The organism is Pseudomonas sp. 9.1(2019) (assembly GCF_009910445.1).
Taxonomy (GTDB): Bacteria; Pseudomonadota; Gammaproteobacteria; order Pseudomonadales; family Pseudomonadaceae; genus Aquipseudomonas; species Aquipseudomonas paraversuta.
This window is the reverse complement of the sequence record NZ_VBWF01000010.1, coordinates 1015079-1037283: the sequence shown is the minus strand read 5'-3', so window position 1 is coordinate 1037283 and position 22205 is coordinate 1015079. Positions and strand designations below refer to the sequence as shown.

29 protein-coding genes and 1 tRNA gene are annotated in these 22205 nt (G+C 57.4%); 12 read left to right on the top strand and 18 right to left on the bottom strand.

All coding sequences use genetic code 11. The annotated features are described in order from the left end of the window. The first annotated feature begins 65 nt into the window (after positions 1-65). The gene (locus tag FEZ21_RS17995; RefSeq protein WP_003441999.1) at positions 66-1232 is read left to right on the top strand and encodes a PLP-dependent aminotransferase family protein; all 1167 of its coding nucleotides are present in this window, start codon (positions 66-68) and stop codon (positions 1230-1232) included. 11 nt (positions 1233-1243) lie between these two features. Continuing rightward, positions 1244-1846, top strand: a complete 603-nt coding sequence (locus FEZ21_RS17990; RefSeq protein WP_160628080.1) for a glutathione S-transferase family protein — start codon at positions 1244-1246, stop codon at positions 1844-1846. A 108-nt stretch (positions 1847-1954) separates the two neighbouring features. Here the strand turns inward: FEZ21_RS17990 and FEZ21_RS17985 are convergent, their stop codons facing one another. The 6 genes from FEZ21_RS17985 to FEZ21_RS17960 all read right to left on the bottom strand — a co-directional run bounded on the left by FEZ21_RS17985 (position 1955) and on the right by FEZ21_RS17960 (position 5612). Further along, the gene (locus tag FEZ21_RS17985) at positions 1955-2686 is read right to left on the bottom strand and encodes a hypothetical protein (RefSeq protein WP_160628078.1); all 732 of its coding nucleotides are present in this window, start codon (positions 2684-2686) and stop codon (positions 1955-1957) included. Between the two features lie 155 nt (positions 2687-2841). Further along, positions 2842-3213 carry a glutathione S-transferase N-terminal domain-containing protein gene (locus FEZ21_RS17980; RefSeq protein ID WP_160628076.1) on the bottom strand — a complete coding sequence of 124 codons (372 nt, stop codon included), beginning with the start codon at positions 3211-3213 and terminating at the stop codon, positions 2842-2844. Positions 3214-3313: 100 nt separating this feature from the next. Further along, a complete protein-coding gene (folE, locus tag FEZ21_RS17975) occupies positions 3314-3859 on the bottom strand; it encodes a GTP cyclohydrolase I FolE (protein ID WP_003442011.1) in 546 nt (181 codons plus the stop codon). 77 nt (positions 3860-3936) lie between these two features. Further along, the gene (locus FEZ21_RS17970) at positions 3937-4494 is read right to left on the bottom strand and encodes a Smr/MutS family protein (protein WP_003442014.1); all 558 of its coding nucleotides are present in this window, start codon (positions 4492-4494) and stop codon (positions 3937-3939) included. Positions 4495-4557: 63 nt separating this feature from the next. Beyond that, positions 4558-4878: a hypothetical protein gene (locus tag FEZ21_RS17965; protein ID WP_003442017.1), complete on the bottom strand. Its 321-nt coding sequence runs from the start codon at positions 4876-4878 to the stop codon at positions 4558-4560. A gap of 143 nt (positions 4879-5021) precedes the next feature. After that, positions 5022-5612, bottom strand: a complete 591-nt coding sequence (locus FEZ21_RS17960; protein ID WP_003442020.1) for a cysteine hydrolase family protein — start codon at positions 5610-5612, stop codon at positions 5022-5024. 273 nt (positions 5613-5885) lie between these two features. On the opposite strand from FEZ21_RS17960, the gene prmB reads away from it, so the two are divergent. Further along, positions 5886-6794, top strand: a complete 909-nt coding sequence (gene prmB / locus FEZ21_RS17955; protein ID WP_003442023.1) for a 50S ribosomal protein L3 N(5)-glutamine methyltransferase — start codon at positions 5886-5888, stop codon at positions 6792-6794. 45 nt (positions 6795-6839) lie between these two features. Here prmB and FEZ21_RS17950 read toward each other — a convergent pair whose 3' ends face one another. Further along, the gene (locus tag FEZ21_RS17950; protein WP_003442026.1) at positions 6840-7631 is read right to left on the bottom strand and encodes a hypothetical protein; all 792 of its coding nucleotides are present in this window, start codon (positions 7629-7631) and stop codon (positions 6840-6842) included. Positions 7632-7690: 59 nt separating this feature from the next. Further along, positions 7691-8689 (bottom strand): alpha/beta hydrolase, encoded by a 999-nt coding sequence (locus FEZ21_RS17945; RefSeq protein WP_003442029.1) that lies wholly within the window; start codon positions 8687-8689, stop codon positions 7691-7693. Between the two features lie 143 nt (positions 8690-8832). Between FEZ21_RS17945 and aroC the strand changes: the two genes are divergently transcribed. The 3 genes from aroC (at position 8833) to FEZ21_RS17930 (ending at position 11750) form a co-directional block, all read left to right on the top strand. Beyond that, a complete protein-coding gene (aroC, locus tag FEZ21_RS17940; RefSeq protein WP_003442032.1) occupies positions 8833-9924 on the top strand; it encodes a chorismate synthase in 1092 nt (363 codons plus the stop codon). Between the two features lie 34 nt (positions 9925-9958). Continuing rightward, on the top strand, positions 9959-11113 hold the full coding sequence (locus tag FEZ21_RS17935; protein WP_010656409.1) for an MFS transporter: 1155 nt from the start codon (positions 9959-9961) through the stop codon (positions 11111-11113). Positions 11114-11204: 91 nt separating this feature from the next. Then, positions 11205-11750: an acireductone dioxygenase gene (locus FEZ21_RS17930; RefSeq protein ID WP_003442034.1), complete on the top strand. Its 546-nt coding sequence runs from the start codon at positions 11205-11207 to the stop codon at positions 11748-11750. A 111-nt stretch (positions 11751-11861) separates the two neighbouring features. Here the strand turns inward: FEZ21_RS17930 and FEZ21_RS17925 are convergent, their stop codons facing one another. Next, on the bottom strand, positions 11862-12140 hold the full coding sequence (locus FEZ21_RS17925; protein WP_003442035.1) for a DUF3509 domain-containing protein: 279 nt from the start codon (positions 12138-12140) through the stop codon (positions 11862-11864). 313 nt (positions 12141-12453) lie between these two features. Here FEZ21_RS17925 and FEZ21_RS17920 point away from each other — a divergent pair, with 313 nt between their 5' ends. The 4 genes from FEZ21_RS17920 (at position 12454) to FEZ21_RS17905 (ending at position 16509) form a co-directional block, all read left to right on the top strand. Then, positions 12454-12987 carry an ankyrin repeat domain-containing protein gene (locus FEZ21_RS17920; RefSeq protein WP_003442036.1) on the top strand — a complete coding sequence of 178 codons (534 nt, stop codon included), beginning with the start codon at positions 12454-12456 and terminating at the stop codon, positions 12985-12987. A 70-nt stretch (positions 12988-13057) separates the two neighbouring features. Continuing rightward, positions 13058-13588 (top strand): hypothetical protein, encoded by a 531-nt coding sequence (locus FEZ21_RS17915; protein WP_010656408.1) that lies wholly within the window; start codon positions 13058-13060, stop codon positions 13586-13588. Between the two features lie 85 nt (positions 13589-13673). After that, complete coding sequence (locus FEZ21_RS17910) at positions 13674-13865, top strand: PLDc N-terminal domain-containing protein (RefSeq protein ID WP_003442042.1); 192 nt, start codon at positions 13674-13676, stop codon at positions 13863-13865. A gap of 565 nt (positions 13866-14430) precedes the next feature. Continuing rightward, positions 14431-16509 carry an LTA synthase family protein gene (locus FEZ21_RS17905; RefSeq protein ID WP_003442044.1) on the top strand — a complete coding sequence of 693 codons (2079 nt, stop codon included), beginning with the start codon at positions 14431-14433 and terminating at the stop codon, positions 16507-16509. 71 nt (positions 16510-16580) lie between these two features. Here the strand turns inward: FEZ21_RS17905 and FEZ21_RS17900 are convergent, their stop codons facing one another. Continuing rightward, positions 16581-16739, bottom strand: coding sequence for a DUF3309 family protein (locus FEZ21_RS17900; RefSeq protein ID WP_177412975.1), 159 nt, complete (start codon positions 16737-16739; stop codon positions 16581-16583). A 201-nt stretch (positions 16740-16940) separates the two neighbouring features. On the opposite strand from FEZ21_RS17900, the gene FEZ21_RS17895 reads away from it, so the two are divergent. Continuing rightward, positions 16941-17273: a YnfA family protein gene (locus FEZ21_RS17895; RefSeq protein WP_003442048.1), complete on the top strand. Its 333-nt coding sequence runs from the start codon at positions 16941-16943 to the stop codon at positions 17271-17273. 18 nt (positions 17274-17291) lie between these two features. Here FEZ21_RS17895 and FEZ21_RS17890 read toward each other — a convergent pair whose 3' ends face one another. From FEZ21_RS17890 to FEZ21_RS17855, 8 genes are all read right to left on the bottom strand, one after another. Then, on the bottom strand, positions 17292-17519 hold the full coding sequence (locus FEZ21_RS17890) for a YheU family protein (protein WP_003442050.1): 228 nt from the start codon (positions 17517-17519) through the stop codon (positions 17292-17294). Positions 17520-17590: 71 nt separating this feature from the next. Then, positions 17591-18589 carry a glutathione S-transferase family protein gene (locus tag FEZ21_RS17885; protein ID WP_160628074.1) on the bottom strand — a complete coding sequence of 333 codons (999 nt, stop codon included), beginning with the start codon at positions 18587-18589 and terminating at the stop codon, positions 17591-17593. Between the two features lie 88 nt (positions 18590-18677). Continuing rightward, on the bottom strand, positions 18678-19679 hold the full coding sequence (locus FEZ21_RS17880; protein ID WP_003442054.1) for a glycosyl transferase family protein: 1002 nt from the start codon (positions 19677-19679) through the stop codon (positions 18678-18680). Then, a complete protein-coding gene (locus tag FEZ21_RS17875; protein ID WP_160628072.1) occupies positions 19676-20011 on the bottom strand; it encodes a TusE/DsrC/DsvC family sulfur relay protein in 336 nt (111 codons plus the stop codon). The genes FEZ21_RS17880 and FEZ21_RS17875 overlap by 4 nt, the downstream gene beginning before the upstream one ends. Beyond that, the gene (tusB, locus tag FEZ21_RS17870) at positions 20008-20286 is read right to left on the bottom strand and encodes a sulfurtransferase complex subunit TusB (RefSeq protein ID WP_003442058.1); all 279 of its coding nucleotides are present in this window, start codon (positions 20284-20286) and stop codon (positions 20008-20010) included. The genes FEZ21_RS17875 and tusB overlap by 4 nt, the downstream gene beginning before the upstream one ends. After that, a complete protein-coding gene (gene tusC, locus FEZ21_RS17865; protein ID WP_160628070.1) occupies positions 20286-20648 on the bottom strand; it encodes a sulfurtransferase complex subunit TusC in 363 nt (120 codons plus the stop codon). The genes tusB and tusC overlap by 1 nt, the downstream gene beginning before the upstream one ends. 1 nt (position 20649) lies before the next feature. Beyond that, complete coding sequence (tusD, locus tag FEZ21_RS17860) at positions 20650-21042, bottom strand: sulfurtransferase complex subunit TusD (protein ID WP_003442060.1); 393 nt, start codon at positions 21040-21042, stop codon at positions 20650-20652. Positions 21043-21152: 110 nt separating this feature from the next. Next, positions 21153-21824, bottom strand: coding sequence for a Bax inhibitor-1/YccA family protein (locus FEZ21_RS17855; RefSeq protein WP_003442061.1), 672 nt, complete (start codon positions 21822-21824; stop codon positions 21153-21155). 123 nt (positions 21825-21947) lie between these two features. Between FEZ21_RS17855 and FEZ21_RS17850 the strand changes: the two genes are divergently transcribed. Next, positions 21948-22035, top strand: a tRNA-Ser gene (locus FEZ21_RS17850). Positions 22036-22205: the final 170 nt, after the last annotated feature.

The following is a 22205-nucleotide window of genomic DNA, read 5'->3' as shown; positions in this document are numbered from 1 at the left end:
GCGCGGCGTAATTTCGGTCAATCAGTTTGACTTATTTCCAATTACTTCCGCTACCGGTGATCTGTATGGCCTTCTCCGAACGTGTTTCCCGCCTGAAAAGCTCTTTGATTCGCGAAATTCTGGCTGCGGCCCAACGTCCGGAAGTCATGTCTTTCGCCGGCGGACTACCGGCCGAGGCCATGCTGCCCAAGGTCGACTGGACCGACATGCCGGCCTCGATGGGCCAATATGGCATGAGCGAAGGCGAGCCGGCCCTGCGTGAAGTACTGGCCGCAGAAGCCCGCGCCCTGGGGGTTGATTGTGATGCGAGCCAGGTGATGGTTCTCAGCGGTTCGCAACAGGCCCTCGACCTGGCGGCCAAGCTGTACATCGACAAGGGCACCGAAATCATGCTCGAAGCGCCGACCTACCTGGCGGCGCTGCAAATTTTTCAATTGTTCGGCGCCGAGTGCCTGAGCTTCCCGTTGCAAGCCGATGGCCCTGATCTGGCGGCCCTGCGGGTGCAGCTGGAGCAACATCGCCCGGCGTTCATCTACCTGATCCCGACCTTCCAGAACCCGTCTGCCGTGCGTTACAGCGAAACCAAGCGTGACGCGGTAGCGGCATTGCTGGACGAGTTCGGTGTGACCCTGATCGAAGACGAGCCGTACCGCGAACTGAATTTCGATGGCGGCAGCGCCACGCCGATTGTCAGCCGCCTGAAAAAAGCCAGCTGGATCTACACCGGCACCGTGTCCAAAACCCTGTTGCCGGGGCTGCGTGTGGGCTTCCTGATTTCCAGCCCGGACCTGTTCCCGCATCTGTTGCGCCTCAAGCAGTCGGCGGACTTGCACACCAACCGTGTCGGTCAGTGGCAGGCCTTGCAGTGGATCGGCACCGAGAAAATGAGCAACCACCTGGCTGAGCTGCGGGACTTCTATCGCGTGCGTCGCGATGGCTTTCAGCTGGCGCTGCAAGAGCATTTCTCGGACCTGGCTGACTGGCATGTGCCGCAGGGCGGGCTGTTCTTCTGGCTGACCCTCAAGCAGCCGTTTGACACCCGTACCTTGCTCAAGCCGGCGCTGGAGCAAAATGTCGCTTTCATGCCGGGCGAACCGTTCTTTGCCAATCCGGATCAGAATGTCGGCAGCCTGCGTCTGAACTTCAGCCATATCGACCCTGAGCGCCTGCACGAAGGTCTCAAGCGTCTGGCTAACGTGATTCGTCAAGCACAGGCCGCCCAGGCGGCCTGAAGGAAGTTGCGATGTTCAAGGTCTATGGCGATTACAACTCGGGCAACTGCTACAAGATCAAGCTGATGTTGCATTTGCTGGGGCTTGAGTATCAGTGGTTCGCGGTGGACATTCTCAAGGGCGAAACTGAAACCCCGGAATTTCTGGCGAAAAACCCCAACGGCAAAGTGCCGGTGCTGGAGCTGGAAGACGGCACCTGCCTTTGGGAGTCCAACGCGATTCTCAACTACCTGGCCGACGGCAGCGAGTTCTTGCCCGGTGAGCCCCGGCTGCGTACGCAAGTGTTGCAGTGGCAGTTTTTCGAGCAATACAGCCATGAGCCTTACATTGCAGTGGCGCGGTTTATCCAGTTGTACCTGGGGTTGCCCGAGGAACGTCTTGAGGAATACCGCAAACTGCAAAAGCGCGGTTACAAGGCGTTGGACGTGATGGAACAGCAGCTGGCCCGCACTCCGTATCTGGTGGGCGATCACTATTCGATTGCGGACGTGACGCTGTATGCCTACACCCACGTGGCAGGTCAGGGCGGATTTGACCTGAGCGGCTATCCGGGCATTCAAGCCTGGCTGCAACGGGTGGCCAGCCATCCGCGGCATGTGGGGATGCTTGATTGAGATACAGAACAGGTTGAAAATTGGACTGCTGTGCAGTCCTCCGCTCGCCACAGGTAGGGTGTCAGGCCTTGAATGAGCAGTAAGGAGCCCAAGGGCTCCTTTTTTGCGTCACTGTTTTTCCAGCAGCCATTGGCGTGGACCTGGAGTGAGCTGGGGGATTTCGTCGGGCAGTGACAGGTTGATCGCCTTGAAAATCTCCAGCTGCTTGCCATGACGGACGAAAATCCATCCTTCCCCGATATCACCCTTGCCCAGGTAGAGGGTGTCATTGCCGGCACCTTGATTGGCGCAATCGCCTCCCAGGCACAACTCATACCGGTCATTTTGTCCCAGCCCTGTCACACCGCCATCATCTTTGAACGCAACGGTGTTGCCGGTACCCGGGCCTTCAACGATCCTCCACTGACCACCCATATAGGCTGCGTTCAATGCCTGCCGGAAATTCGTGTCCGTTCTGGCGCCGGCGACGGACCGGGCCGGACGTGAGAAAACCTGGGCTGCATAAGTTTTTGTGGGTTGCTGGATCAGTTGTTTGCCATTGAGTTGCAGTTCGTTGATCAAATGTCCGTCGTGGTAAATGGCCCAGGTGCCGGGAGCCTTGGGCAGCAATTGGCCTTCGTTCCGCTCGAATGCATTGCGAAATTGTACTTTGCCGTTACGGGTGTCGATGTTCCATTCCAGGTTCATGCCGTGGGCATCAATGGCCTGCAGCAAGGGCCTGCCCTGGGCGGCTGAATCGATGGCCGCCTGGTTGATCCATAGTCCGTTGATGTCGGACGTTTGCGACTCATGACTGCAGCCGCCCAACAGGATCAGGCTCAGGGCAAGTAATTTTCGCATGGGGATTATCTGCACAAGGTTGGACGGTGATGACGCTGACTGAACCAGAAGTAACCCGCAGTCGCTGAAGATATACCAGGGCTGCGATCGGGCAGAGCCCGCAAAACTTGAGCTCGCAGCCTTGGTTTCCCGTCAGCGAGTCGGGTCACAGGAGGTTAAACGTTGGCAAAACGCTGGTTCAGGTAATCGATGATGACTTTGGAATCGTACATCCAGGTGGTCTTGCCGTCTTCTTCGATCCGCAGGCACGGGACTTTGATCTTGCCCCCTTGCTCCAGCAGCGTCTGGCGGTCCTGTTCGTTGTTCTTGGCGTCGCGCAGTGCCACTGGTACGTTCAGGCGGCGCAGGGTGCGGCGGGTTTTTACACAGAACGGGCAGGCATGGAACTGGTACAGGGTCAGGCTTTTGGCGGCCTGGTCAACCTGGGCCTGAGCCGCTGCCGGGCGTTGCTTTTTGCCGGGACGGGTTATGAAATCGCCAGCGATGATCAGCTGACCCAGGCCTACGCGAAGCGCTTTGATAAACACAGTAAAAGCCTCATGGGCGAGAAAGAAGGGGCGCAGCTTACCTGAAATCGGCAGGCGAAAAAAAACCGGCGGTCAACGCCGGTCTTTCTGACTGGGGATATTACTTGATCAAGCTGAGAAACTCGCTGCGGGTGGCCGCGTTTTCGCGGAACTCACCCAGCATCACCGAGGTGATCATCGACGAGTTCTGTTTCTCGACACCGCGCATCATCATGCACATGTGCTTGGCTTCAATCACTACGGCCACGCCCAGCGCACCGGTAACCTGCATCACCGCATCGGCAATCTGCCGGCTCAGGTTTTCCTGAATCTGCAGGCGACGGGCGTACATGTCGACTATCCGTGCCACTTTCGACAGGCCCAGCACTTTGCCGCTCGGAATGTAAGCGACGTGAGCTTTGCCGATAAACGGCAGCAAGTGGTGTTCGCACAACGAGTAAAGCTCGATGTCCTTGACCAGTACCATTTCGCTGTTGTCAGAGCTGAACAAGGCACCGTTGGTGACTTCTTCCAGGGTTTGCTCATAGCCGCGGCAAAGGTACTGCATGGCTTTGGCGGCACGCTTTGGCGTATCCAGCAGGCCTTCACGGGAAACGTCTTCGCCGAGTTGACCGAGGATCGCGGTGTAGTTTTGTTCCAGGGACATTAATCTACCTGTGGGATTTTTCGCAAAGAGTAAGGGTACGGGGGCTGGCACGGCGCTGCAAGTGTGGTGATAGGGTGTTACTCGTCGCGACCGTCCATCATGGTGCGCTTGAGCATGACGTAAACCGCGCCGGCGCCCCCATGTCTGGCCTGGCAGGAGCAGAACCCCAGCACTTGCGAGTGTTGGCGCAACCATGTGTTGACGTGACTTTTGATCATTGGTCGCTTGCCGTCCAGGCGCACGGCTTTGCCGTGGGTGACGCGGACACAGCGCACTTCAAGGCGGGAGGCTTCGCCCAGAAACTCCCACAGGGTTTCGCGGGCCTTTTCGACGGTCATGCCGTGCAGGTCAAGACTGCCTTCGAAGCTGATCTGGCCGAGTTTGAGCTTGCGCATCTGGCTTTCTTGCACGCCGTCCCGTGACCAGTTCAATTGGTCTTCGGGGCCGACATCAATCACAAACTGGTCCGACAGGCCATCGATGATCGTGGCATTGGTGCGCACGGTCGCGTTCTGGCGCAGTTTGGCCAGTTGTGCCCGGTCGGATTTGGGTTTGCCGGTATCGGCACGATCATGCTTGATCGGCTTTACACCGCGAGTCTCGTTTTTGAACAGGGAAAAGTCGTCGTCTTGCATGTCAGCCTCCGCGAAGGGCGGCTAGTTTACCCAAGTCGACGACAATCGGGCGGCGGATATGCCTCAGTCGCGCTTTTTCATCAGGTGCGCAGCCATGCTCAGCCCAAACGGCTGGCGCATCCGGCGACGGCGGCGGCGCCAAAGCCAGACACCCAGCCAGCTGATCAGTATTCCGAATACCAGCACTACGATCGCCCCGGCAGGGCTGGCGTTGAGCTCGCCCAACGCCTCTGGATGGCCAATCAGGCTACTGGCGCCGGCCAGTAGCAATAGCACGCCGCACAGCGTCAGCAGGGCGGCAAAAAGCAGCACCAGACGCGAACGCCAGTTGCTGTGTGCCTTGGGACGCAAACGTCGCGCGTCAAAACCATCGGCGATCTTCATTCCGATCTTTCCTTAAAGGGTATCGGCCCTTCGACAGGAACATGGACAGGTTGTTCCTGAGATGCGCTGAAAAGGGGAGCGTGCTGGCAATGGAATGTCTCGATAGGCGGCTTGAGCAGCCCGCCTATCAGGAGCGGACGGGATCAAATCAGGTTTTTGGTCAGGGTCAGGGTGGCGAAGTTGTCATTCATGATTGCCATCTCGGTTTTCTGTACCTGCGCGGCGCTGATAATGCCATCCGGAGTAGGCAGGTCGCGTGTGGCGCAGGCATCTTCGACCAGGGTGCAGCGCAAGCCATAGTCTTTGGCGGCGCGAACCGTGGTGCTGACGCTGGAGTGGCTCATGAAGCCGCAGACAATCACATCCAGGGAGCCCAGGTTTTCCAGGGCTTTTTGCAGGCCGGTGTCATTGAAGGCATTGGGCATGCGTTTTTCGATGATCAACTCATCACCTTGAGGCTCCAGGCCCTTGATGAACGCGCCGCGCTCGCCTTGAGGGTCGAACATGCCGCCCACCGTGCCCAGATGGCGGATATGAACCACGGGGCGCTTGGCCTTGCGGGCCGCGTCGAGCAGAAGGGCGATATTGGCGGTGGCGGCTTCCATTCCGGACAAGGCCAGAGGCCCGCTCAGGTATTCATTTTGCGCATCGATGATCAGCAGGCTGGCGTTGCTCAGGCTGGCAGCGGCATAACCACGTCCAGTGAGTTGAAACATCGTCTTTAAAGCGGGCATTCGAGGGGCTCCTTTGAGTGGGGCTTTTGCGACATTCTCCACTGGCCGGGCGCTTATGTGAATGGCTAGTCGTGTAAGCCACGTGGTTCTTGGCTTACAGCGCAGCCAGAGGTGAGCGCCGGAGTGCCCAAGTGTACGAAATGGAGTGATTTTGGGTTTTTGCGCAGCTGTTATGTGCGCCCGGCTTGGCATTTTGCCTGACCGTAGGGCACAACCTTAACCCTGTCGGGATTTGGCTGTTAGAATCATCGGTCGATTTTGAGGAGTAAGACCGTGATCACTTCCCGCCTGCGCACTCTGCGCGACCATATTCGCTGGGCCGTCAGCCACTTTCATGGGGAAGAGCTGTTCTTTGGTCATGGTACCGACAACGCTTGGGACGAAGCCCGACAGTTAGTGTTGGGGGCATTGAACCTGCCCTGGGAAATCGCTGACAGCTATCTCGACTGCCGCCTCGAGGACGATGAGCTGGTTAATCTGCAGCATCTGCTCAAGCGCCGGATTGAAGAGCGCGTGCCGACGGCTTACCTGCTGGGCGAGGCATGGTTCTGCGGCATGTCGTTTATCGTTGATGAGCGCGTGTTGATTCCGCGCTCGCCGATTGGTGAGCTGATCGAAAAGCGTTTCGAGCCGTGGCTGGGTGCAGAACCGGCGCGGATCCTCGATCTGTGCACCGGCTCGGGCTGCATCGGCATCGCCTGTGCGTATGAGTTCCAGAATGCCGAAGTGGTGCTGGCCGACCTGTCCTACGAAGCACTCGAAGTGGCCAACCAGAACATTGAACGCCATGGCGTTGATGAGCGGGTATACACGGTTCAGGGCGATGGCTTTGATGGTCTGCCGGGGCAGCGCTTCGATTTGATCGTGTCAAACCCGCCCTATGTCGACGCTGAAGATTTTGCTGACATGCCGGCGGAGTATCAGCACGAACCCGAACTGGGCCTGGCGTGCGGCGATGACGGGCTGAATCTGGTTCGCCGGATGCTGGCCGAGGCAGGCGATCATCTGACCGACAAGGGTTTGTTGATCGTTGAGGTGGGCAATAGCCAGGTTCACGTCGAGTCGTTGTATCCGGAAGTCGACTTTGCCTGGCTCGAGTTTGAGCGCGGCGGGCATGGCGTATTCATGCTTACGGCCGAGCAATGCCGTGAGCACCAAGCGCTGTTTGCTTCGCGGGTTTAAGCCCTGGATCGGCAGGCGCCTGGCAAGCCAGGCTCCTGCCGTTTTTTAGCGGTGAGTCGCAATCCAGATCAGTAGCGCTGCCTGGAACACCGCAAAGGCAACCAGGCAGGTGATGGTGAAGCGCAAACCGGTATCTTCGCGCTGGTATTTGCTGATCCGTTCTTCTTTTTCCCGCAGTTTCAGTTCTTGTGCCTGCAGATTTTGTTCTGCTTGCTGAAGCATTTGTGCGGCCTCGAGAATCTCCACGAACTGGATTTTTTCGCTGTTCCAGGTGTTGTACAGCTCGCCGGCCTGCACTTTTTCGATCCGCGCCTTACGCTGCAGTGCGTCCTCATAGATCACATCAAAGCCCTGGGTGCGCAGGCAGTGGTCGCGGCGCAGGCGGGTGTCTTCGTTGAGGGCATCGCGGCTGGGCAAGTCGATGCTGTCAAAATGGTAACGCGCCCATTTCTTCTGTACCCACTCAATCCCCTGGGCCATCAGGAAACGACCGATGCCGCGATTCATGGGCTCAACCAGCAAACCGCGCTCGGGGCTGATGCTCACCCGCTGGGTGGCATGGTCGACCCACACCTCAAGCTGGTTCTGTTCTTTGCGTACCTTTTGCCCGGGCAGCAGGATCTCCAGCCGCAACAGGCTGAGGTCTTTGTTGTTGCGCTCGGCATAGCCGAACTGCACAAAGCGCAAAGGCCGCGCGCCGGTGCTGCGGTCAGTCTGCAGGGGGGCCAGGCGCAGCATTTTGAAATGCTCGGGGTGCACATCTGCCCAAGGCCGCACAGGCGTCTCGGGCGTTGCCGGCTCTTCAGGGCCGGCGGGTTGTGATGGGGTGTCGCTCATAACGGCAGAGTCCTGTGCAAGCCCGGTATGTCGACCTGATTTGGGCGGTCGACACTGGCTTATCGGCCGTTAGTGCCAGGACTGGAGGGCTGGGCGGCATTCACTTTAGTGATGAAGCGCACAGTTCGATCACCAAGTTCTCCCGCCACCCGCTGATTGGGGTCGTTGTAGGACTGGATCTGGCGTTTCATGTCCATCGGCACTATGCGCATCACGTGGTTCATGCCGTTGATCAGGGTCAGCACGGCATCCGGCTTGGCCGCCTTGAGCAGGCGTGCATCCTTGACCTCGACCTGGATGTCGTGGGTGCCCTGGATAATCAGGGCCGGCATCTTCAGTGCGGCAAAAGCGGTAGCCGGGTTATAGCGCAGCAGGCTGATCATGTACGGCTGCACACTTGGACGGAAAATCACTTCAAGGTCGGCGGGCACATTGTCATCGGTGCGCCCGGCTTCGAGGGTGCTGATCAGCTCGAAGCTGCGCTTGAGCATGGCCGGGGGCAGGTGATTGCGCTGTAGCTGCTCGCGCAACAACTGGCCGACCGGGCGTCCCGTGCCGGCAATCGAAATTACCCCGGCGGCGCCTATGCGCGGCGCGGCCAGGCTGGCGATCAGCGCACCTTCGCTATGGCCCAGGACAAACACCTTGCCGAAGCGCGGGTCACTTTTGAGCTTTTCGCCCCAGGCCACGGCATCGGTAACGTATTGGTCCAGGCTCAGTTTGCTTTCGTCAGGCCCGGCGGGCTGGCTTTGGGCAATTCCGCGCTTGTCGAAACGCACGCTGGCGATATTGCTCTGGGCAAGGCGCCATGCCAGCTTTTTCAGGCTGTCGTTGCGTCCGCCTATGGTGTTGTTGCCATCGCGGTCGGTGGGGCCGGAGCCGGCAATGATCAGTACCACGGGCACGGGTTTATCGCTCTTTGGCAGCACCAGCGAGCCATAAAGCGTGCCGGAGCCGGTGTCCAGCTCGATGGGCCGCAGCAACACATTAGAAGGGGGGGCCGCCAGGGCCTGGGTGCCAAACAGGGTCAGGGCTAAAAAAAGTATTCGCAGCATCATCACGCCATCATTGTCTAATGTGCCGGTTGGACAAACCCGGATGAGTAAGGTTCGAGGATGAACTACAAGGGCAGCCTGCGTATACTGGCGCGCATAGTTATCGAGGCTGAATTCAATCGGCTGATTTTCGCGGAGCGCCCTGCATGTCCGGCAATACCTTCGGCAAGCTGTTCACTGTCACCACCGCTGGCGAAAGCCATGGCCCGGCGTTGGTCGCCATTGTTGATGGCTGCCCGCCCGGGCTCGAGCTGTCCATTGAAGACTTGCAGCACGATCTGGATCGACGCAAGCCTGGCACCAGCCGTCATACCACCCAGCGCCAGGAGGCCGACGAAGTCGAAATTCTCTCTGGTGTTTTTGAAGGCCGCACTACCGGTTGCGCCATCGGCCTGCTGATCCGCAATACCGACCAGAAGTCCAAGGACTACTCGGCGATCAAGGATCTGTTCCGCCCGTCCCACGCGGACTACACCTATCACCACAAATACGGTGAGCGTGATTACCGCGGCGGCGGCCGCAGCTCGGCCCGTGAAACCGCCATGCGCGTGGCTGCCGGTGCGATTGCCAAAAAGTACCTGGCGACCCAGGGCATTGTGATCCGTGGCTACATGAGCCAGCTGGGCCCGATTGAAATCCCGTTCAAGACCTGGGATTCGGTCGAAGAAAACGCATTCTTCAGCCCCGACCCGGACAAAGTGCCCGAGCTCGAGGCCTACATGGACCAGCTGCGTCGCGATCAGGATTCCGTCGGAGCGAAAATTACCGTCGTGGCCGAAGGGGTCATTCCGGGCCTGGGCGAACCGATTTTCGACCGTCTGGATGCAGAATTGGCCCATGCGCTGATGAGCATCAACGCAGTCAAGGGCATTGAAATCGGTGCGGGTTTTGCCAGTGTTGCCCAGCGCGGCACCGAGCATCGCGACGAGATGACGCCCCAGGGTTTCCTAAGTAACAACGCGGGCGGCATTCTGGGCGGTATTTCCAGCGGTCAGCCGATTGTTGCGCATCTGGCGCTCAAGCCGACATCCAGCATCACCACCCCGGGTCGCTCGATTGATGTTGACGGTAACCCGGTGGACGTCATCACCAAGGGCCGCCATGACCCGTGCGTGGGCATCCGTGCCACGCCGATTGCCGAGGCGATGATGGCAATCGTGTTGATGGACCACCTGCTGCGCCATCGCGGGCAGAATGCCGATGTGAGCGTCAGCACGCCTGTGCTGGGCCAGTTGTAATGCAAGGACTGTTGAGCGCCATGGTCTGACGACGGTGGCGCCACTTCCTTACTGGCGATTGTCGGGGTTCTATCTTTTTTACTTCGCTTTGCTCGGTGCAACAGCGCCTTTTCTGGCGCTGTACTTCCATCATCTCGGGTTCTCCAGCGCGCGAATAGGCGAGCTGGTGGCCATTCCGATGCTGATGCGCTGCATAGCCCCCAATCTGTGGGGCTGGCTGGGGGATTACACCGGCAAGCGCCTGTTGATCGTGCGACTGGGGGCGCTCTGTACGCTGCTCAGCTTCAGCTTGATCTTCTTCGGCAAGAGTTACGCCTGGCTGGCGCTGGTCATGGCATTGCACGCGTTCTTCTGGCACGCCGTGCTGCCACAGTTTGAAGTCATCACCTTCGCCCATTTGCGCGAGCAGCCGGAGCGCTACAGCCAGATCCGGTTGTGGGGATCCATTGGTTTTATCCTCACCGTCGTGCTTCTGGGGCGTTTGTTTGAATGGTTGAGCCTGGACATCTATCCGGCCGCGCTGATCCTGGTCATGGCCGGGATTGTCCTGTTCAGTCTGTGGGTGCCAAACGCCCAACCCTCATACCAGGGGCGGGAGCCGCTGGAAGGGGGCTTTTTGCAGCAGTTGTGCAGCCCCGGGGTGATCGCGTTTTACGTCTGTGTCGCGTTGATGCAGATGAGCCACGGACCGTACTACACCTTTCTCACCCTGCACCTTGAAGCCCTCGGCTATAGCCGGGGTGTGATCGGCTTGCTGTGGGCGTTGGGGGTGGTGGCAGAAGTGCTGATGTTTTTGGCCATGCGCCGCATCCTGCAAAGATTTTCGGTGCGCCGGGTATTAATGTTCAGCTTTCTGTTGGCTGCATTGCGCTGGCTGCTGTTGGGGTCTGTTGCCGAGTACCTGTGGCTGTTGCTGCTGGCGCAATTGCTGCACGCCGCCACCTTCGGCAGTTTTCATGCCTCTGCCATGACGTTCGTGCAGCGCAGCTTCGGTCCGGGCCAGCAGGGGCAAGGGCAGGCGCTGTATGCCACCCTGGCCGGCATTGGCGGCGCGGTCGGTGCGTTGTACGCCGGGTACAGCTGGAACACGCTGGGCCCGACTATCACCTTTAGTATGGCAAGCGTCGCAGCGCTGGCGGCAGCCGTTATCATTGCCACTCGACTGCAAGAGGACAGGGCACAACCCTGACTTCGCCGTAAACTTGCAGCCTGATTTGAAAGGATGCCTGAGCGGCCTGTAATAGCCGTCAGGGCATGCCTATGCCGAGGAACCACGTCCAATGAGCAGTCTGTCCGTTTATCACGTATCAAGCCCCGAAATGCCGAACAAGGTGCTGACCCACCTTGAAGACATCGCTGCGACGCTGGCCGAGCAGGGTGTGCACTTTGATCGCTGGCAGGCGTGCGCGCCGATCCGGCCGGGTGCCAGCCAGGAAGAAGTAATCGATGCCAACCGTGAGCAGATTGACCACTTGATGACCGAGGGCGGTTATATCGCGGTTGATGTGATCAGCCTCGATCGTGACCACCCGCAAAAAGCCGAGTTGCGCGCCAGGTTTCTGGACGAGCATCACTACGGGGAAGATGAAGTGCGTTTCCTGGTGGCAGGGCGCGGGCTGTTCAGCTTGCATATGGGGGATTATGTTTACGCGGTACTGTGCGAGAAAAATGACCTGATCTCAGTCCCTGCGGGCACTGCGCACTGGTTTGACATGGGCGAGCATCCGCATTTTGTTGCCATCCGCCTGTTCAGCAATCCTGAAGCCCTGGTGATGAGTTACACCGGCCAGGACATTGCCGGCCGCTTCCCGGGTTTCGAAGACTAAGGGCGCGCCTGCCCAAGGAGCTTGGGCAAAGTCGACCCAGATGGACAAAAGCCAGCAGCCGCGTTGATAGCGGCTGCTGGCTTTTTAGTATTTCGGGTTTATGCCGCGTTATTACCGGGAGTGGTAGGTCGGCAGGGCAAAACGGTGCTGGCTTTGCAGCATCGAAATCGTCGGCAGTTCACTGGCTGTGCCGGCCAGGTCGCGGCGAATCGCGCTGATCACCCAGGTCAGTTGTTCTGCGGTGTGCAATTGCGCATAGGAAATTGAGCGTTGTGTCTGTTTGCCATCGCTGTCGCACAGGGTCAACAACACGCCGCCATCCGGGCGGGGTTTGACAGTAACGCTGTGGTTAGAGAACAACGATGCGAATTTTTCTTGGATCAGGCTCATGTGATTCAGCTCCATTGGCTCATGACTGGCTTGCATGGAGTAGGTATTGCAGTGATTGTGCCACTATTTATTTTTTAAAATATCCTTATAAATCAACAGCTTGTAATTTCAGGCCAAGCTGGTAGTCGTGCAATCTGCATGACTGGCCATCGTGCATCCTGCATTTTGCCCATTTTGTCCGGGTTATTTTCCCGTTGGATGGAATTATTCCAGTCGATTGATTGTCGCTATGGCGCACTTGAGCAAAAAAGGGATGACACGCAGGGCCGGTCTCAGGAAACTGGATTTCTTTGTAACGAACGTGGAGCTTCATATGTCAGACGACAAGCCAGCAGATCAAAATCGGCAGATGACCCCGGAAGAGGCTGCGGAGTTTGCCGAGCAGGTGTTCAACAAGGCGCGCGAAGGTGATGCGGCGATGCTGGCGGCCTTGCTGAGCAAGGGCTTGCCGCCCAATCTGCGCAATCACAAGGGCGATACCCTGTTGATGCTCGCCAGCTATCACGGACACGTTGAAGCGGTGAAGGTTCTGCTCGAGCATAAAGCCGATCCCGAGATCCGCAACGATAACGGTCAGAGCCCGATTGCAGGCGCAGCATTCAAAGGCGACCTGGAGATGGTCAAAGCGCTGGTGGAGGGGGGCGCTCAGGTTGAAGGCGCTTCGTTCGATGGCCGTACTGCGCTGATGATGGCTGCGATGTTCAATCGCGTCGCTATCATCGACTACCTGATCAGCAAAGGGGCTGATCCGCAGGCCAAGGATGCCAATGGCATTACTGCACTGGATGCCGCCAAAACCATGGGCGCCACAGATGCCGTGGCTCAGCTCGAGAAACTGGCGGGTTGATTTCGGACCCCGGGGGGCGCATTTGATATATCCTGCGCGCCCTCAATTTTCCTCGTGACAGGCCTCGCCCATGAAAACCACTCTCGTTGAACTCATCAGCAAAATCAGCTCCGGGTGCATGGACGACGACGATATCGCCACCATCGCCACAGAAGCCGCCCAGGCTTACGCAGACCCGGTGGCATTTCTGGCAGCCAACCCGGATATCAACTACGACGACAGCTTCCCGATTGCCCTGGGTGAGTGGGTCGTGATCGGGAGCCTGCCAGACACCGTCCTGTTTCAGGCCGATACCTATATGGAGCTGTTTGCACAGATCGTGGCGTCGTTTGGTCCGGGTGTCGCATTCAACATCAAACCCAAGCAACTGGCTAAAACAGAGGCGCTGACGGCCCTCAACCGCATTCAGATCCAGATGGGGAGCATGAATCCGGAGAAGGGCGGATACGTGCTGATGAACCTGAGCCAGCCGCTGGATGACGAGATTCAGGTGGTGCTGGTTTTCGGCAATGACGTGCCTCGCGTTCTGGAGCTGTGCGCCGAAGCCGGGATCAGTGCTGCACCTTCGCTGGAAGCCTTGAAAGTAGCGGTTCACGTCTGACAGGCCCGGTCCATGCAATAAAAACCGGAACCCTGGCCACAGCTGACTATCCTATGTGAACAGTTACTCACTCAGGAGCGTCATCATGGGGTCCACGTTCAACGGTCTGATTGGCCTGATTATTCTGGCTCTGGATATTTGGGCCATCATCAATGTGATCAAAAGCGGTGCAGGAACCGGGGCGAAAATCATCTGGGTATTGCTGATTATCTTCCTGCCGGTGCTGGGCCTGATCATTTGGGCCATCGCCGGGCCACGGGGCAATGTCCGAGTTTGAGCCATGATCAGCGGGCTGCGACGGGTTTGTCGTGGCGGTCCGCTGAGTTTGTCTGCGTCAGGGTTCGACCTGACACCCTCCCCGAAGTAGAATGCGCGTCTTTGTTGGGCAGTTGAACGGGTGTGCAGCAATAGCGCCGCCGGGTTTGTCTGTCGATCATGGGCGGGTGACCGTCTGTTGCCCAAAACCAAAGAAAAATCCGATGCGATCATTCCGGGCTTCACCTATCTTCTCGGTCCGGGTGACCTGATGTTCTGCGAAAACTTCTTTCAGGCATGCCTGAAGTCCATGTATGAGCTTTCGTTTTGCCGCCTATGTTTTACAGGCAGTGAACATGCCGGGTAATGATCGGGTATCTTCCGGGATCTGTTGATGTTTGGTTGTGGGCTGCATCGCTAGCACACTGCAATGCCAGCAGAACCTTGAGCGAGAGGGGCCGAAAGGCCCTTTCTTATGTTTCAAAATGTGCTCTACACGGAATTTTCACGATCTATTCAAGACAATCCGCCAGCAAAATTTCGGCTTGACTACTTTTTCAACTTGAACAAATGGGTTCTTAAACGACATGGCAAACCCGGACGCCCCAAAACAACAGCACGCTGCTACGCGTGTGTTGCAACCGACGGTCAAATCGCATCTGGCGTTTACGCTGCTGTGTGCCTTGATCATGATGCTGATGTTCACCCTGCTACGGGTTGCTCTGCTGGTTTATAACCGGGAAATGATCCTCGATACCCCGGCTTCGACCTTCCTCGAAGCATTCGCCAACGGTCTGCGATTTGACCTGCGAATTGTGGTGTATCTCAGCATTCCTCTACTGTTGGCGATTCTCAGTGTCAAAGCCATGACCATGCGCGCAGTGATGCGCTTGTGGCTGACAGCTGCTTGCAGCCTGGCGCTGTTTTTGGGCCTGATGGAGATGGACTTCTACCGCGAGTTCCACCAGCGCCTTAACGGTCTGGTTTTCCAGTACGTCAAAGAAGACCCTAAAACCGTCATGAGCATGCTCTGGTACGGTTTCCCGGTGGTGCGCTACTTGTTGGCCTGGGCCGTTGGTACGCTCATTCTGTACTTCGCATTTCGTGGCGCCGATCGCCTGACCCGTTCGCGGACCACCGCAGCCGTTGCCGGTACCGCCCGCGCCGTGGCGCCGTGGTATGGCCGTGTCGCGGTGTTTGTGGTGGTACTGCTGGTGTGTGTGGTTGCTGCTCGCGGCACCTTGCGCCAGGGTCCTCCTCTACGTTGGGGCGATGCCTACACAACAGACTCCAACTTCGCTAACCAGCTGGGTCTTAACGGCTCCCTGTCGCTGATTGCCGCTGCCAAAAGCCGCTTTTCCGACGAGCGCAGCAATATCTGGAAGGCCACCCTGGAAGATCCGGTAGCCCAACAGACAGTGCGCGATATGCTGCTGACCGAGAACGACAAGCTGGTCGATCCGGACACTGCGCCTGTACGCCGCGATACCACGCCACCTGCGGAAAAAACCCTGCCGATCAAGAACGTTGTCGTGATCCTGATGGAAAGCTTCGCCGGTCACTCGGTGGGTGCGCTGGGTCGTCCGGGCAATGTCACGCCGTATTTTGACAACCTGTCGAAAGAAGGCCTGTTGTTTGAGCGCTTCTTCTCCAACGGTACCCATACCCACCAGGGTATGTTCGCAACCATGGCCTGTTTCCCGAACCTGCCGGGTTTTGAATACCTGATGCAAACCCCGGAAGGCAGCCACAAGCTGTCCGGTCTGCCGGAACTGCTCAGTGCACGCAAGTTTGACGACGTCTATGTCTACAACGGTGATTTTGCCTGGGACAACCAGTCGGGTTTCTTCAGTAATCAGGGGATGACCACTTTCGTTGGTCGTAACGATTACGTTGATCCGGTGTTCTCCGATCCTACGTGGGGCGTGTCCGATCAGGACATGTTCAACCGTGGTCTGGAAGAGCTGAAGAAGCGTGAAGGCAAAGAACCGTTCTATGCCTTGCTGCAGACCCTGTCCAACCACACGCCGTATGCACTGCCGACCCCGTTGCCGGTTGAACCGGTCACTGACCGTGGATCGCTCAATGAGCATTTGACGGCCATGCGTTACTCGGACTGGGCATTGGGTCAGTTCTTCGAAAAAGCGCGTAAAGAACCGTATTTCAAGGAAACCCTGTTTGTGGTGGTGGGTGACCACGGCTTCGGTAACGAGCAGCAAATTTCCGAGATGGACCTGGGACGCTTTAACGTTCCATTGCTGTTGATCGGGCCTGGCATCCAGGAAAAATTTGGCGCGCGCAATGACACCGTGGGGACACAGGTTGATATCGTGCCGACCATCATGGGGCGTCTGGGTGGCGAGTTCCGTCAGCAATGCTGGGGCCGTGACCTGCTCACCCTGCCTGAAGGCGACAAGGGTACAGGCGTGATCAAGCCGTCCGGTAGTGACCAGACAGTGGCAGTCATCAGCGGCGACCACTTGCTGGTTCAGCCCAAGGATATGCCGGCCAAGGTTTGGCAGTACAAGCTGGGCGCCAATCCTGAAGCCAAGGTGGTTACCGATTCGCCGGATGAGGCCGAGCTTAAAAAGAAACTCGAATCCTTCCTGCAAACAGCCACCAAAAGCTTGATGGATAACACTGCGGGTGTAGAAGATCCGAAGTAAGTAACCGCGCAATAAAAAAGAGGCCTCAGGGCCTCTTTTTTATTGCGCGCGGGTTGTGCTCTGGGTGTGTTCTAGATCTTGCCGAGTAACAGCAAAATCAACAGTACAACCAGAACCACGCCGATGATGCCTGACGGCCCGTAGCCCCAGCTTTTCGAGTGCGGGAATACAGGCAATCCGCCTACTAACAGCAGAATCAGGATGATGAGTAGAATTGTGGTCATGATCATTTCCTTATTGATGTTTTCTGCCAATTTGCAGGTTCTTCAGGGCACTGTTTGACGAACGAGGATAGGCAGTGCTTATAAAGTCCGACTGGTGATGCCGGCGGAAAATTCAACTTTTATTAATCCCCACCCAAACCCCTCCAGCCTTGATCGGCCACGGGCTGACGCGTAGGGTTGCGCGCTGCGCATTTGGAGAGTTCTCGCATGCTTAACTACGTTTGGTTTTTTTTCGCGGCCTTGTTTGAGATTGCTGGCTGCTATGGGTTCTGGATGTGGTTGCGCCAGGGCAAGAGTGCCTGGTGGGTGGTGCCGGCAGTTCTGAGCCTGGTGGTGTTTGCCCTGCTCTTGACCAAGGTCGAGGCGGTCTATGCCGGGCGGGCCTATGCGGCCTATGGCGGGATCTACATCGTGACGTCCATTGCCTGGCTGGCAGTGGTGGAGCGCATTCGGCCGCTGGGTTCAGACTGGCTGGGGCTAGGGCTGTGTGTAATAGGCGCGACCATTATTTTGTTGGGGCCGCGCTTCTCCAGTCCTTGATCAGGGGGGCAGTTGTGCTTAATCAAAGAACTCTTTTGGCACGGCATGCTTGGGCATCAGCTGACACTGCTGGCTCTCAAGGTCAAAGAAGATAACGGCCTGGCCTTTGCTCAGGGCATGGCGGACTCGCAGCACACGTGTTTCCTGCGGCGTGTCATCACCGTTGTCGGTTCCTTCACGGCTGACGAAGTCTTCAATCAGGCGGGTGAGGGTGTCAGGTTCAAGCTGGTCGTATGGAATAAGCATGGGGCAGTCTCGTAAACAGTGCGCGCGATGCTACTGGCCGCAAGCCTGTGCGGCCAGCACATTTGCAGGTATTAGCGTTGCTGGATGCCCTTGCCTGTAAGGCGGTTGCGGTCATGGGAGCGGGTGAAGTCCAGCGCCGGGCCTTTCGGGATAATACCTGTGGGATTGATTGTGCGGTGACTGGCGTAATAGTGTCCCTTGATGTGGGTGAAATCCACGGTTTGCGCAATGCCAGGCCACTGGTATAGCTCACGCAGCCAGTTGGACAAATTCGGATAATCGGCAATACGTCGTTCATTGCACTTGAAGTGGCTGTAATACACCGCATCAAATCGAATCAGTGAGGTAAACAGGCGTACGTCTGCCTCAGTTAAATACTCACCGGCCAGATAGCGATGGTCTGTCAGATGGGTTTCCAGGTGTTCGAGCTCGCGGAAAATCTCATCGAATGCCTGTTCGTAAGCCGATTGGGAAGTGGCAAATCCGGCCCGGTATACGCCGTTGTTTATGGCCGGGTAAATCCTTTCATTCCAGTTATCGACCTGGGTGGCCAGCGACGGCGGATATAAGTCCAGAGGGTTGCCCGTCAGGTCGTCAAATGCAGTGTTAAACATGCGAATGATGTCGGCCGATTCGTTGCTGACGATACATTGTTGCTGTTTGTCCCAGAGCAAGGGGACGGTGACGCGGCCGGTGTAATCGGGAGTGTCCAGAATGTAGCGCTGATACAAAAAATCCAGGTGGTCGAGAGGGTCACCGCTGGAGCCAAATGCCTTGTCAAAGGTCCAGCCGTTTTCCAGCATCAACCAGCTGACCACTGACACGTCTATCAGCGACTCCAGGCCTTTGAGTTGGCGGGTGATCAGGGTGCGGTGGGCCCAGGGGCAGGCCAGAGAGACGTACAGGTGGTAGCGGCCCGCCTGGGCCGCAAAGCCACCGTTGCCCGTCGGGCCAGGCGAGCCGTCCCGGGTCACCCAGTTGCGGCGCTGGGCCTGCTCGCGCTGAAACGCCCCGTCCTTGCTGCTTTCGTACCACTGGTCATGCCAGTGCCCTTCGATCAACAGGCCCATGTGAGGCTCCTTGGCTATTTTGCATTGGAGTTCAGTCTAAAGGGCTGAGTTCGAACAAAAAGCGCAAAACATGGGCGCCAAGTATCGATTAAATCGATTTGTTGCGGTTGTCCCAGTAGCGCTGAGCCAGTTCGAAGGCTTGCTCGCGGGGCGTACCCAGCCCGCGCAAGGCCAGGGCCATGGTCGATAGCAACGCCAGCTGCGGATAGCTGTCCTCGACCTCTCCACGCCATAACGCCTTGAGGTGTTGTGGCTCCAGGGTTGCCGGTTTGACGTGGCGCTGCGCAGACAACGCCGGCCATTCTTCGTCCCAGCTCACACCTTGGGTGGTGCCGTACAGATGGCTCAGGCTGTCAGGGTTGACTTCGATTTCGCCGCCATCGCCCTTGACCACGATGCTGGTGTCTCCCAGCAAGCCGCTGGCGTCGCGATGCACGCTTTGATAGCCCGGATGGAAAATGCTCTGCAGGCCGCAACGTGCACCCAGGGGGTTGAGAATGCGTGCCAGCGAGTGAATTGGCGAGCGCAAGCCCAGGGTATTGCGCAGATCGATCATGCGTTGCAACTGTGGCGCCCAGTCCTGCAGCGGCATAAATGCCAGATTGCCCTGGTCCAGGGCGACTTCAACGCTTTGCCAGTTGCGACACAGAGGTATGGCCAGTTCATCCAGCAGCTGTTCGCTGTATAGACGGCCTGCCGTATGGGCGCCGCCGCCATGCATAAAGATGCGTATGCCGTTTTGCGACAGGCATTTGGCTGCCAGCAAATACCAGGGTAAATGGCGTTTCTTGCCCGCATACGTTGGCCAGTCAAGATCGACGTGGATCCCGGGGGCTGTCAGGCGCTCGCGCACCGCTTCGGTGAAACCGGCCAGTTCTTCAGGGCTTTCTTCCTTGTGCCGCAGCAACATCAGGAAGGCGCCCAGTTGCGTGTCCTCGGCCTTCTCATCCAGCAGCATGCCCATCGCTTCGCGGGCTTCTTCGCGGGTCAGGTTGCGGGCGCCGCGCTTGCCTTTACCCAGAATCCGGACAAATTGTGCAAAAGGGTGCTCGGCGGGTGTTTCCAGGGTCAGCGGTGCAGGGATGTTCATAGACAATTGGTCGGCTTTGGCAGGCCCGCCAGCTTGGCGGCGAGTTTGGCGGGAGTGCCATTGAACAGGCGATTGAGATGCAGGCTGTTGCCTTTATCTGTCCCCAGCTTGAGTGCAGTGTATTTGATCAGCGGCCGGGTAGCGGGAGACAGCTGGAACTCCTGATAAAAGTCGCGCAGCAGTTGAAGAATTTCCCAGTGCTCGGGGCTGAGCTCAATACCCGCCTGTGCGGCCAGTGCCTGAGCGACGTCTGCCGACCAATCGTTGAGGTCGAGCAGATAACCGTCTTTATCCAGCGGGATGTTTTTACCATCGAGGGTGAGCACATTCATAGCCAGCTGTTGACCTTGTCATACTGAATAGACAGATCGACGAAGGCCGGGTAGTCAATCGCTACCGCCCACTGCGGGCACTCGATATTGCGTGCCTGCAGATCTTCTTCGAGGGCAAAGACAGTCTTGTCTTCAAGTGTGCTGCTCTGCTGCTGCAGGGCATAGACCGCATCGCCACAGAGTAGCAAGGCATCACCGCGCCCCAGAATGCGTAAGCAGCTATCCAGGCGCGTGTCTGAAAAGGGCGAGTGACTCAGAACGTGTAAGGTCGACATCAGAGAGTTATCACTTGGTCATAACGGTCAATAAGTGCGCGTATGTCTTCTGCCGACAGCGGCTCGACGTCATCGACTGCAAGTCCGGCAGGCGAGATGCCGCGTACGGACAAACTGTGGCCGCAAGCGAACAGGTCCTCAACGCCGAACAGGGACAAAGCTTGCAGATTGGCCGTCAGGTTTTTTTGCTGGACGGCGGCGGCTTTCTGCTCGGGTACAAGCTGAAATACACCGTCATCCATAAACAGCAGACCGATGGGCAAATCGAACGCACCGCCTGCCAGCACGATATCCAGTGCTTCTTTCGCGTTGATGCCGGACCAGGGAGACTGACGGCTAATAATCAAAAGCGACTTAGGCATCTCAAGGCCCTCCGAAGCAGATCAGTCGATCGGCCGATTGAATTGCATCATGCAACTGTCCCAGACCAGACAATTCCCACGGCGCTTGCAAATTGACCGCCGGGCGTTGATATCGCGCAGCTTCGTCGTTATTCAGCACACCGCGGCGCAAGGCTGCTGCAATACACACCACGCCATCGAGTTGATTGTTGCTGACGAAGGTTGACCATTGCTGTGCGAGGTCTTGTTCATCTTGAGGTGTCACGATATTGCTCGAAGCGCTGTGGACGCCGTCCTGATAGAAAAACAACCGGACAATCTCGTGGCCGCCCGCCAATGCCGCCTCGGCAAAGCGCAGGGCTCGGCGAGAGGAGGGCGCATGGGCTGCTGAATAAAGGGCAATGGCAAATTTCATGGTGGGCTCTGTCGGCAAATCTGACGCAATGATAAAGCCAGACGCCTAAAGATGCTTGCTACAGGCAATAAAAAGCCCGCCGAAGCGGGCTTTTGTACAGCGGTCGTCAATCAGTCGTCGCGGCTCATGATGCCGAAGATTTGCAGCAGGCTGATGAACAGGTTGTAGATCGATACATACAGGCTAATGGTCGCCATGATGTAGTTACGCTCGCCGCCCTGAATGATGGCGCTGGTCTGGAACAGAATGCAGACCGAAGAAAACAGCACGAAACCGGCGCTGATAGCCAGTTGCAGGCCGCTGATCTGGAAGAAGAAGCTCGCCAGCGTTGCGCCCAGCAGAACAAAGAAGCCTGCAGTGATGAAACCACCCAGGAAGCTCATGTCCTTGCGAGTAATCAGCACATAGGCCGACAGACCGCCGAAAACCAGAGCCGTCATGGCGAATGCGGAGCTAACGACCTCAGCGCCGCCCTGCATGCCCAGGTAGCGGTTGAGAATCGGGCCCAGCAGGAAGCCCATAAAGCCGGTCAGGGCAAAAGCAGACACTAGGCCCCATGCCGAGTCACGCAGCTTGTTGGTCAAGAAAAACAGGCCGTAAAAGCCGATCAGGACCACGAAAATGTTTGGGTAACCGACACGCATCTGCTGAGATACGTAGGCCATTACACCGCTGAAAGCCAGTGTCAGGGCCAGTAAACCGTAAGTGTTGCGCAGGACACGGCTAACCTCTAGCTGTTCGGCCTGCACGTTGCTATTAACTGGGTAATCCTGTTCGCGCATGGCGATACTCCTGTGTCCGGAAATGTTAAGTTGCAAAGATCATAGCAGAGGCTCTGAAACAAGGGATCAAGAGAGTTTGACAACGTGTTTCATTCAGGTATTATGGCGCCCGCAACAACGTTAGGAGGTGTGGCCGAGTGGTTTAAGGCAACGGTCTTGAAAACCGTCGACTGTAACAGGTCCATGAGTTCGAATCCCATCGCCTCCGCCATATTGCTACACCGCAGAGCCCGCCATTGGCGGGCTTTGTCGTTTCTGGGGTTTGGGAAAACCACTGCGCAGACTCTCTTCTTTGCCGCATTTTCTTGCTGCCTGGAAGGACCTTTTCTTTATATGTGTGTAAGCAACCGAGCAGGGCGTTAATGGCCATAAAGGCTTTAC